This is a genomic window from Mesonia algae (assembly GCF_003253545.1).
GTDB classification, from domain to species: Bacteria; Bacteroidota; Bacteroidia; order Flavobacteriales; family Flavobacteriaceae; genus Mesonia; species Mesonia algae.
The window spans coordinates 315,794-328,167 of sequence record NZ_QKYV01000003.1 but is presented as its reverse complement, the minus strand read 5'-3'; the positions used below and the strand labels follow the sequence as shown (position 1 = coordinate 328,167).

Below are 12,374 nucleotides of genomic sequence, written 5' to 3'. Positions count from 1 at the left end.
AAGTGTTTTTGAGAACACTAATTGAATTATAGCTTTCCTATATTTGTTTTATGAATGAAAATCTAGATGCTAGCGGAGAAAATTTTACTCCAGAAGAGTTTGACATAGAAAGAGCTTTAAGACCTCTTTCTTTTGATGATTTTGCAGGTCAGCAAAAGGTGCTTGAGAACCTTCAAGTCTTTGTGCAGGCGGCTAATTTAAGGGGAGAAGCATTAGATCATACCTTATTTCACGGTCCTCCGGGCTTAGGGAAAACTACTTTAGCACACATATTAGCGAATGAACTTAACGTAGGTATCAAAATTACATCTGGGCCCGTTTTAGATAAGCCTGGTGATCTTGCTGGTCTATTAACCAATCTAGAAGAAAGAGACGTCTTGTTTATAGACGAGATACACAGATTAAGTCCTATTGTAGAAGAGTATCTCTATTCTGCTATGGAGGATTTTAGAATTGATATTATGATTGAGTCTGGACCAAATGCACGTTCAGTACAAATTAATTTAAATCCGTTTACCTTAGTTGGAGCTACAACCAGATCGGGTCTTTTAACAGCGCCTATGCGTGCCAGATTCGGAATATCTAGTAGATTAGAATACTATTCGACAGAGCTACTTTCTAATATAGTACAAAGAAGCGCCGAAATTTTAAATGTGCCTATAAGTATAGATGCTGCAATAGAAATCGCAGGTAGAAGTAGGGGAACTCCAAGAATTGCTAATGCTCTTTTAAGAAGAATTAGAGATTTTGCTCAGATAAAAGGAAATGGAAAAATAGATATCGAAATATCTAAATATGGATTGAATGCGCTTAACGTAGACGCCCATGGTTTAGATGATATGGATAACAAGATTCTATCTACGATTATAGATAAATTTAAAGGTGGACCAGTAGGAATTACGACCCTTTCAACAGCAGTTAGTGAAAGCTCTGAAACTATCGAAGAGGTGTACGAACCTTTTTTAATTCAACAAGGTTTCATTGTACGTACTCCAAGAGGAAGAGAGGTAACTCCTGCGGCTTATAAACATCTAGGGAAAACCAGGCACGATACACAAGGCGGGTTGTTCTAAGGGCATAACATTTTCAGTAATTCATATAGCTTCTGTAAAATTCAGTAAATAAAAATGTTGAATAATACTTCTAGGTACACAAAACTCATAAAAGATGAAGCTAAAAGACTCGGCTTTATGTCTTGTGGCATCAGTAAAGCCGAATTTCTAGAGGAAGAAGCGCCAAGATTAGAAAATTGGCTCCATGAAAATAGAAATGGCAAGATGGGTTATATGGAAAATTATTTTGACAAAAGATTAGATCCTACCTTATTGGTCGATGATTCTAAAAGTGTGGTTTCTTTATTGCTGAATTATTATCCGCAAAATTTCCAAACAGAAAATACCTATAAGGTTAGTAAATATGCCTACGGACAAGATTATCATTTTGTAATTAAGGATAAACTGAAGCATTTACTTAACTTTATAAAAGATGAAATAGGTGAAGTAGGTGGAAGGGCTTTTGTAGATTCTGCACCTGTCTTAGATAAAGCTTGGGCAGCGAAAAGCGGTTTAGGATGGATTGGTAAAAATTCAAATTTACTTTCTAAAAAAACAGGATCTTTCTTTTTTATTGCTGAATTGATTATCGACCTAGAATTAGATTATGATACTCCTGTGACAGATCACTGCGGAAGCTGTACAGCTTGTATAGACGCTTGCCCTACAGATGCTATCTATGAACCTTATAAAGTGGATGGGAGCAAGTGCATTTCATATTATACCATCGAGCTCAAAGAAAGCATACCCGAGTCTGAAAAAGGGAAATTTGAAGATTGGATGTTTGGTTGTGATATTTGCCAAGATGTTTGTCCTTGGAATCGATTTTCAAAACCTCACAATGAGCCACTCTTCAATCCGCATCCAGATTTATTGCAAATGACAAAAGATGATTGGGAGGAAATTACTAAAGAAACCTTTCAAGAAATTTTTAAAAAGTCTGCCGTAAAAAGAACTAAATACGACGGTCTAAAGCGCAATATTAATTTTTTAGAAACTTAATTTCTCTATTCTAAATGGATGTTTACCTTTGTTAATCCTCAAAATATAACAAGATGAGCAGCAACGAACGCAAAAGAAGAGAAGCTTTAGTTTATCACGCAAAACCTAAGCCGGGTAAAATAGAGGTTATACCAACCAAAAAATATTCTACCCAAAGAGATTTATCTTTAGCCTATTCTCCAGGAGTTGCAGAACCTTGTTTAGAGATTGCAAAAGATATAGATAATGCCTATAAATACACAGCAAAGGGAAATCTTGTAGCTGTAATTTCTAACGGTACAGCTGTTTTAGGTTTGGGTGATATAGGACCTTTAGCTTCAAAACCTGTAATGGAAGGGAAAGGTTTATTATTTAAAATTTTTGCAGATATAGATGTTTTTGATATTGAGGTAGACACTAAAGATGTAGAGTCATTTATTGAAACCGTCAAGAATATAGCTCCTACCTTTGGAGGAATAAATTTAGAAGATATCAAAGCCCCAGAAGCTTTTGAGATTGAAAGAAGGCTTGTAGAAGAGCTAGATATTCCGGTGATGCACGATGATCAACACGGTACGGCAATTATTTCTTCTGCGGCTTTATTAAACGCCTTAGAAATTGCTGAAAAAGAGATTTCAGAAATAAAAATTGTTGTTTCTGGTGCAGGTTCTGCAGCAATGGCGTGTATAAAATTATATTCTTTATTAGGGGTTAAAAAAGAGAACGTTACGATGTTCGATGTGGATGGAGTTCTACATAAAAATAGAACAGACTTATCGAGCATGCAAATGGAATTTTCTAATGCACAAGAAAATCTCACTCTTGAGGAAGCTCTAGTTGGTGCCGATGTATTCTTAGGGCTTTCTGTAGGAAATATCATCACTCCAAAAATGTTATTGCAAATGAATAGTAACCCTATCGTTTTTGCAATGGCCAATCCTGTTCCAGAAATTGATTACGATCTTGCAGTAAAAACAAGAAAGGATATTATCATGGCGACGGGAAGAAGTGATAATCCTAATCAGGTAAATAATGTACTTGGTTTTCCATTCATTTTTAGAGGAGCTTTAGATGTTAGAGCGAGCAAGATTAATGAAGAAATGAAAATGGCAGCGGTTAAAGCTCTAGCTAATTTGGCAAAAGAGCCGGTTCCTGAACAAGTGAATATTGCCTACGGGGAAACGAAGCTTAATTTTGGGAAAGATTATATTATACCCAAACCTTTTGATCCTAGATTGTTAACTCAAGTGCCTCCAGCAGTTGCACGAGCAGCAATGGAGAGTGGTGTAGCAAAAGAACCAATTTATGACTGGCAACGTTATGAAGACGATCTATATGAGCGCTTAGGAGGAGATAATAAAATCACTCGTTTACTATTAAATAGAGCAAAAATGAATCCGAAAAGGGTCGTTTATGCCGAAGCCGATCATTTAGATGTGCTTAAAGCAGCTCAAATTAGTAGGGATGAAAGAGTATGTCAACCTATTCTGTTAGGAAGAAGAGAGGTTATTTTAGAACTCATGCAAGAAATTGAGTTCGAGAATACTGATGACGTGATAATTATCGATCCAAAATCTGACGAGCAAAAGGAGCAAGTTAACGCTTACGCGGAAAAATATTGGAAAAGTGCTCAGCGTCAAGGAATCACCCTTTATGAAGCGCAAAAACTATTAAGAGAGCGTAACTATTTTGCGGCCATGATGGTGAATGAAGGTGATGCTGATGCCTTATTATCTGGGTATTCTAGATCTTATCCTACCGTAGTTAAGCCAATTTTAGACTTAATTGGTATGGCAAAAGGAGTCTCTAGAATTGCGGCGACCAACCTTATGAATACTTCTAGGGGACCAATTTTTATTAGTGATACCTCTATAAATATAAATCCTAATGCAGAAGATTTAGCACGTATTGCAAAAATGACAAGCTATATTGTAAAAATGTTTGGAATGGAGCCTGTTATGGCAATGATTTCATATGCCAATTATGGTTCATCTAAACATCCAGAGGCTAGAAAAGTAAAAGATGCTGTTCAAATACTTCATGAGAAAAGTCCAGATTTATTGGTAGATGGAGAGTTGCAAGTAGATTTTGCACTCAATAAAGAAATGCTACAAAGCAAATTCCCTTTTTCAAAATTAGCAGGAAGAAAAGTAAACTCATTAATATTCCCAAATTTAGATTCTGCCAATTCAAATTATAAACTAATTAAAGAGCTTAATAAAACTGATTCTATCGGACCAATTATGATGGGATTAAATAAGCCAGCGCATGTTTTACAATTGGGAGCTAGTGTAGAAGAAATGGTAAATATGACAGCTGTTGCTGTAGTAGATGCACAAGAAAAAGAGAAAAAAAGACAAGCAGCATTAAGTATTTAGTATTTTGACTGTTAAACTAAGAAATTAGGGTTTTGCTATCTTAATAAATTTCCTACATTTGAAGCTTTAACGTTTGCTTAACTTATGATAGAATACCTTAAAGGGAAAATGACACAAAAAAATCCTACAGATGTCACTGTAGAATGTGGAGGAGTTGGGTATTTTTTAAATATATCATTGCATACATATTCCCTGTTGCCAGAAAATGAAAATATACTCATCTATACTTTTTTACAAGTAAGAGAAGATGCGCATACATTATTTGGTTTTATGGAAAAATCTGAAAGAGAAATTTTTAAAAAACTTATTTCTGTTTCAGGGATTGGGGCAAGTATCGCAAGGACGATGCTTTCTTCATTGAGTCCAGGGCAAATTATTGAAGCCATCACTACAGAGAATGTACCAGAGATTCAAAGCGTTAAAGGAATTGGAGCAAAAACAGCTCAAAGAGTAATTATAGATTTAAAAGATAAGTTGGGAGAAATTGATTCATCAGGACAAATTTCTACTCTTCAACGCAATAGCCATAAAGATGAAGCGTTATCAGCATTAGAAACACTTGGTTACACGAGAAAACAATCTGAAAAAGTGGTCTCAAGAATCATTAGAAATGATGAAAGTGCTTCTGTAGAAACGATAATTAAGCTTGCTTTAAAAAACCTTTAATATAAATTGAAAAACATTTACTACTTTACTAAAGGATATAAAAGTAATTATATACTTATTTTTTTCTTGTTAAGCTGTACTTTTATGTATAGCCAAGAAGAAAATGAAACTTCACAAGACTCTACAAAAACGGGTTACTCTACAGGAAATATTCAACTGGCAAACCCTAGTGGCATTGAACAAAAATATACGTATGACCCTATTTTAGATAGGTATATTTATACTGAAAAAATTGGACGTGTAAATGTTGAGTATCCAATGGTTTTAACGCCAGAAGAGTATAGGGATTTGATTCTTCAGGAACAGATGAAGGATTATTTTAAACAAAAATCTGATGCAGTTGCGGGGAGAAGTGAAAATGCTGAAGAAGAACAAAGAAACCTATTGCCTATATTTTATGTTAATAATAGTTTCTTTGAAACAATATTTGGAGGTAGTGAAATAGAAGTGATTCCTCAAGGTTCTGTAGAAGTAGATTTAGGAGTTTTGTATACTAAGCAAGATAATCCTGCACTTTCGCCTCGTAACCGAAGTAATTTTACATTCGATTTTAATCAGCGTATCAGCTTAAGCTTATTGGGTAAGGTTGGGAAGCGTTTAGAAGTAAATGCAAATTACGATACGGAGTCTACGTTTGATTTTCAAAATCAAATTAAGTTAGATTATACGCCAGATGAAGATGATATTGTAAGAAAAATAGAAGTCGGTAATGTAAGTATGCCACTTAATAGTTCTTTAATGCAGGGGGCGCAAAGTTTATTTGGTGTTAAAACGCAACTTCAGTTTGGTAAAACTACCGTTACAGGTGTTTTCTCTGAGCAAAATTCAGAAAGACAAACCACTAATATTCAAGGAGGAGGCGCGGTTCAAGAATTTGAGAAGTTTATTTTAGATTATGATGAGAATAGGCACTTCTTTTTAGCGCATTACTTTAGAGATCAATACAACCAGTCGCTTCAAAACTATCCTTTTATAAATAGTAATATTCAGGTAACTAGATTACAAATCTGGGTAACCAATAGAACTAACTCTACACAAGCATTAACCAATGCTAGAAATATTGTAGCGATTCAAGATTTAGGGGAATCTAATCCAGATAACGTAGGGGTTTTGCTCGATCAAAACGGAAATCCTGTGACACCTCCTGGGTTTGCCAGTTTTTTAAATTCGACTCCAGGTGCTTACCCTAGTAACTCAAACAATGACTTTAACCCGTTAGGAATTACTGGGCCACAACAATCTGTTTTAACACCAGCTATTAGAGATATATCAACGGTAGATCAAGGTTTTGGTTCTAATTCTACGAGTGTAGATGAAGGTGTAGATTATGCTAAATTAGAAAATGCAAGACAATTAGATCCTAATGAATATACGTTAAATACGCAACTAGGTTATGTTTCTTTGAATCAAAGAATCAATAATGATGAAATTTTAGCAGTTGCCTTTCAATATACGGTTAACGGGCAAGTGTATCAGGTAGGAGAATTTGCAAATGATGGAGTACAAGCTACCCAATCTGGGACCAATCCTAATGCAAACCCAAATGATCCAAATGACCCCAATAATCAAAATTCAATAGCGATTAATCAAAACTTAGTAGTTAAGCTTTTAAAGAGCCCAATTACTAATGTTAATGAACCTATTTGGGACTTAATGATGAAAAACATCTATAGTTTGGATGCTTTTCAATTAGAAAAGGAAGATTTTCGATTTAATATTTTATATACAGATCCGCAACCACTTAATTACATAAGTCAAGCGCCTAATTCATCGACCCCATTACCTCAAGATGTAGAAGATAAAAACTTATTGCAGGTTTTTAATTTAGATAATTTAAATTTAAATAATGACCCTGTAGTCGATGGAGATGGTTTCTTTGATTATGTGCCAGGTTTAACCATAGATCCTCAAAATGGTAGGATTATATTTACATCGGTTGAGCCTTTTGGAGAATATTTATTTGATAAATTAGATACTACTCCAAATGGTGGACCAGAGGATTATGATAATCCAAATACTTATAATGGAAATCAAACCAAATATGTGTTTGGGTCACTTTATAACACGACAAAAACACAGGCAGAACAAGAGCAGGCAGATAAAAATAAATTTCAGTTAAAAGGAAGTTATAAATCAAGCGGTCAAGATGGGATTCCTATTGGAGCTTTTAATGTTCCTCAAGGATCTGTAACGGTAACTGCTGGAGGTAGGGTACTACAAGAAGGTGTAGATTATACGGTAGATTATCAATTGGGTAGAGTTAAGATTTTAGATGAAGCTTTATTGGCTTCAGATACTCCTATTCAAGTTTCTACAGAAAATAATGCATTATTCGGTCAACAAACCAAACGATTTACGGGAATTGATATTCAGCATCAGTTTAATGAAAACTTTTTAATAGGTGGTACTTATCTTAATCTTAACGAAAGACCATTAACTCAAAAAGCTAACTATAGCTACGAGCCTATTAATAATTCTATGTATGGTTTTAACATTAATTATTCTACAGAGGTTCCTTTCTTCACAAGGCTTGTTAATAAACTTCCGAATATAGATACTGACGTGGAGTCGAATTTTTCTGTAAGAGGTGAGTTTGCCTATTTACAGCCAGGTTCCCCTAAAGGAAATGATTTTAATGGTGTAGCAACTTCTTATGTAGATGATTTTGAAGCATCACAAACTTCTATTTCAATCATGACACCGCTCTCTTGGTCACTCTCTAGTGCACCAATTGGTTTTGGAGGAGAAAGAGCAAATAATGATTTGGCTTCGGCTTACAAAAGAGCTAAACTTAATTGGTACTCTATAGATCCTATATTTTATACCAATCAGCGTCCAAGCGGAATAAGTGATGAAGATCTTTCAACCTATGCTACAAGAAGAGTTTTTATAGATGAAATTTTTCCAAATACAGATATTATACAAGGTCAGGCGCAAGCAATTTACACTTTAGATCTAAATTTTGATCCAGATTCTCGTGGTCAATATAACTTTAATCCAGCGGCAGCAGGAAGCAATCAACTGCCTAACCCAACAGATAATTTTGGGGGTATCATGCGAGAAATTACCACTACCAATTTTGAGCAATCTAACGTAGAGTTTATTGAATTTTGGGTAATGGATCCTTTTATCTACGAAGAAAATAATACCATAAATGAAGGTAAAATTACTTTTAACTTAGGTAGTATTTCTGAAGATGTACTTAAAGACGGAAGAAAACAATATGAAAATGGTTTGCCAGATGATGGAAATGTAGGAAATACCCTAGAAACTGCTTTTGGTAGAGTGCCTTCTAGTCAGTCTTTAGTTTATGCTTTTGATACCGATGGGCAACAAAGAACTAATCAAGATTTAGGTTTAGATGGTTTAGATGACTTGGCGGAGGCTCAAAAATTTTCAGGTTTTGGAGGTTTAGAAGATCCGGCAAACGATAATTACGAATATTATTTAAGTGCAGATGGCGATATTCTTAATAGGTATAGAAACTATAATGGTACACAGGGAAATTCACCGACAGAAGTAGGTCAAAATAACAGAGGTAACACTACAATACCTTCGGTAGAAGATGTAAATAGGGATAATACCATGAATACTATTGACAGCTACTTTGAGTATGAAGTTCCTGTTTTTAGAGATATGGGAGTTAATAATAATACAAGTTCTGTAGCAGGTATTGATAACGATTATATTACTGATGTAAAGACGCTTACAACAACCCTTCAAAACGGAAGTGAGATGGATGTTCGTTGGGTGCAGTTTAAAATTCCGTTAAGGACAGAAAGTGAATACTCTGTAAATGGTATAGCCGATTTAAGATCTGTGAGGTTTATGCGTATGTTCTTATCTGGTTTTAGTGATGATGTGGTATTGCGTTTTGGTACTTTAGACTTGGTTAGAGGAGATTATAGAAGATACAATCAAGCTTTGATTCCTAACGGAACAGATCCTGAAAATACACCAAGTACTACTTTAGAAGTTGCTGCCGTAAGTGAAGAGCAAACATCAGATTATGTTACTCCTCCAGGTGTTGTTCGAGAAGAATTAGTAAATAACAATCAAACCATTAGAGAAGATGAGCAATCTCTGTCTTTAACGGTTAAGAATTTAGCGCCACAAGATTCTAGAGGAGTTTATAAAAACTTTCAGGTAGATATGCGACAGTATAAAAACTTAGAAATGTTTTTACACGCCGAGAGTTTACCTTTTCCATCACCCACTTTAATGGATGGTGAATTGACTGCATTTATTAGAATGGGAACCGATTTTTCTGATAACTTTTACCAAATTGAAATTCCGTTAACGGTAAGTGATGAAAACTCTACACAACCTAGAGCTGTTTGGCCCGTAGAAAATGATTTGAATTTGCCTATGGAATTACTTCAGCAAATAAAGTCATTAGTAATAGGGAGTAGCTCATATAACTCCATAGATCTTAACTTTTTCACTCCAGATTTAGCGCCGTCAAACTCCAGTAATGCAGGAGAGTTGAGAGTGGGGATTAAGGGGAACCCAAGTTTTGGAAACATTCGAGTTCTTATGTTGGGTTTAAAAAATACGGGAGCTACAGACGCCTCTGGGCAAGTTTGGTTTAACGAACTTCGTTTATCTGATTTAAAGAATGAAGGAGGTTGGGCTGCAGTATTAAATATGGATACCAATTTTGCTGATTTTGCTACAGTTTCGGCAACGGGGAGAAGAAGTACAGTTGGTTTTGGGTCTATAGAACAAGGGCCAAACCAAAGAAGTAGAGAAGATGTAAAACAGTATGATGTTGTAAGTACTATTAATGTAGGTCAACTGCTTCCTAAAGATTGGGGAATTAACATCCCTTTTAGCTACAGTAGAGGAGAAGAGCTTATAACCCCACAGTATGATCCTGAATATTTAGATTTAGAGCTTGAAACTTTATTAGATAATACTGCAGATGAGGATAGAAAAGATGAGTTGCAAGAAAGAGCAGAAGATTATACTAAAAGACAAAGTGTAAGTGTAATTGGTTTAAGGAAAGATCGAACCAATCAAGATCGTAAACCTATGCCTTACGACGTGGAGAACTTTTCTTTTTCAGGTACGTATAATCAAGAAGATCATAGAGATTTTGAGATAAAAGATGCATTAGATCAAAATGTAAATGTTGGAGCTACGTACGATTATGCTTTTGCACCTTTAAAATTAGAACCCTTTAAAAACATTAAGTTTTTAGATAGTAGTGAATATTATAGGCCTATTAAAGATTTTAATATTAATCCTTTACCGTCTAATATTTCAGCGAGTTCTAATATTATTAGACAATATAATGAGCAGCAGTACAGAGAGATTAATTTACCTCCGGGATCTATAGGATTACCTACTCTTTATCAAAGAAATTATACATTCGATTGGCAATATACAGTGAATCATAACTTAACGGAATCTCTTCGTTTTAACTTTAATAGTTCTAATAATCGTATTGTAAGAAATTACATTAATCAAGATAATGTTCAAGATAATTCTATTGGAGTTTGGGATGGTTTTTTTGAAATAGGAAATCCAAATCAACATTATCAAAGCTTTCAGTTAAATTATGATTTGCCGTTAGATAAAATTCCATTTCTAAAATTTATAAGAGCTCAATATTCTTATACAGGAAATTTCCAATGGCAGAAAGGTTCTGAAATATTAAATGATCTTCCAGGAATTCCAAATATTGGTCATACCATTCAAAACTCAAATACGCACCAAATTAATGGAACGTTTGAGATGAATACTCTTTATAAGTATTTAGGATTGGTTAAAAAGAGACCAGCTAGAGCGAGTAATAGAGGTCCGCAGTTTGGAGCTCAAGAGAAAAGAAGTAGTTCTGCAAATAAATTAGGATTTTCGAGAAGTCAAGCTGAAGATGATGCTACAAATGCTAGCGATGACACATCGCTTTCGGCAGGTGATAAAGCTTTAAATACAGGTATTGGAATCATAACTTCTTTAAAAAGGTTAACATTAAACTATCAAGAAACGAATGGTATTTACCTGCCAGGATATACTAACGATGTTGGTTTTGCAGGAACATTAAAACCTACAGCAGGATTTACTTTTGGTAGCCAAGCAGATATTAGAGAGAAAGCGGCTGCTAGCGGATGGCTTACCTCTTACCAAGAGTTTAATGAGCAGTATACTGAAAATGAAAGTAAGAATTTAAGTATCCAAGCTAATATAGATTTAATACCAGATTTGACGTTAGATCTAAATGCTAATAGATTGTATTCTGAAACTTACACAGAGAATTACCGAGTAAATCAGCAAGATCTTCAGTATAGATCTTTAACGCCTAATACTTTTGGTAACTTTAATATTTCTACGATAATGATTAATTCTGCTTTTAGCAAAAGTGATAATCAGCAATCGGTAGCATTTGAAAAGTTTAGAGAGAATAGATTAGAAATAGCAAATAGATTAGCTACATCTGCCGGAATAGATTTAACAGATCCTAATAATATCAATCAAGAAACGGGATATCCTAAAGGTTTTGGTAGAAACAGCCAAGCAGTATTACTGCCTGCATTCCTATCAGCTTATACTACAAGTAAGGCAGAAGATGTGAGTTTAGGAGTTTTTAGAGACACTCCATTACCTAACTGGAATTTAAAATATACGGGATTAATGCGTTTAGGATGGTTTAAAGATAAATTTAAGCGATTTAGCGTTCAGCACGGATATACATCTATTTATAATGTAAATCAATTCCAGAGTAACTTAGACTTTGATAGAGCGAATCCTTACGGGGAAAATAATGTGGATCAGTCTGGAAACTATAAAAATCCATTCTTAATTTCTAACATTAACCTTGTAGAGCAGTTTTCACCGTTAGTGAAAGTGGATATGGAGTTGAAAAACTCTGTAAAAATTTTAGCAGAAATTAAGAAAGATAGACAATTATCCCTTAGTTTTGACAATAATTTGCTGACCGAGATTCAAGGAAATGAATATATTTTAGGATTAGGTTACCGTTTAAGAGATCTTAGATTGGCAACTAGAATAGCAGGAGAGCAAAGAATTATAAGAAGTGATTTAATCTTTAAGGCAGATTTATCTTACCGAAGAAATGAAACTATTATAAGATATTTAGAATTTGATAATAGTCAAACAACTTCAGGTCAAGATATTTGGGGATTCAATTTCAATGTAGAGTACTCACTTTCAAAAAACTTAACCGCAATATTTTATTACGATCATAGTTTTTCTGAATATGCAGTGTCAACAGCATTTCCTCAAACCACTATTAGATCTGGATTTACCTTAAGGTATAATTTTGGAAATTAAA

Annotated in this window: 5 protein-coding genes; all 5 read left to right on the top strand. The window is 34.5% G+C overall.

From position 1 onward, the window contains the following. The first annotated feature begins 50 nt into the window (after window positions 1–50). The 5 genes from ruvB (at window position 51) to sov (ending at window position 12,373) form a co-directional block, all read left to right on the top strand. Entirely contained in the window at window positions 51–1,073 is a 1,023-nt protein-coding gene (gene ruvB / locus LX95_RS06890) for a Holliday junction branch migration DNA helicase RuvB (RefSeq protein WP_111540706.1), read from the top strand. 54 nt (window positions 1,074–1,127) lie between these two features. After that, window positions 1,128–2,054: a tRNA epoxyqueuosine(34) reductase QueG gene (gene queG / locus LX95_RS06885; RefSeq protein WP_111540705.1), complete on the top strand. Its 927-nt coding sequence runs from the start codon at window positions 1,128–1,130 to the stop codon at window positions 2,052–2,054. Window positions 2,055–2,107: 53 nt separating this feature from the next. Next, window positions 2,108–4,411, top strand: a complete 2,304-nt coding sequence (locus LX95_RS06880; protein WP_111540704.1) for an NADP-dependent malic enzyme — start codon at window positions 2,108–2,110, stop codon at window positions 4,409–4,411. Window positions 4,412–4,495: 84 nt separating this feature from the next. Next, window positions 4,496–5,077, top strand: a complete 582-nt coding sequence (ruvA, locus tag LX95_RS06875) for a Holliday junction branch migration protein RuvA (RefSeq protein ID WP_111540703.1) — start codon at window positions 4,496–4,498, stop codon at window positions 5,075–5,077. Between the two features lie 84 nt (window positions 5,078–5,161). Continuing rightward, window positions 5,162–12,373, top strand: a complete 7,212-nt coding sequence (sov, locus tag LX95_RS06870) for a T9SS outer membrane translocon Sov/SprA (protein ID WP_111540702.1) — start codon at window positions 5,162–5,164, stop codon at window positions 12,371–12,373. Window position 12,374 lies beyond the last annotated feature (1 nt).

Bases quoted from the DNA above. Each gene is read 5' to 3' on its own strand.
- ruvA (WP_111540703.1), top strand. From the start codon at position 4,496: ATGATAGAATACCTTAAAGGGAAAATGACACAAAAAAATCCTACAGAT.
- queG (WP_111540705.1), top strand. From the start codon at position 1,128: ATGTTGAATAATACTTCTAGGTACACAAAACTCATAAAAGATGAAGCT.
- sov (WP_111540702.1), top strand. From the start codon at position 5,162: ATGTATAGCCAAGAAGAAAATGAAACTTCACAAGACTCTACAAAAACG.
- ruvB (WP_111540706.1), top strand. From the start codon at position 51: ATGAATGAAAATCTAGATGCTAGCGGAGAAAATTTTACTCCAGAAGAG.
- LX95_RS06880 (WP_111540704.1), top strand. From the start codon at position 2,108: ATGAGCAGCAACGAACGCAAAAGAAGAGAAGCTTTAGTTTATCACGCA.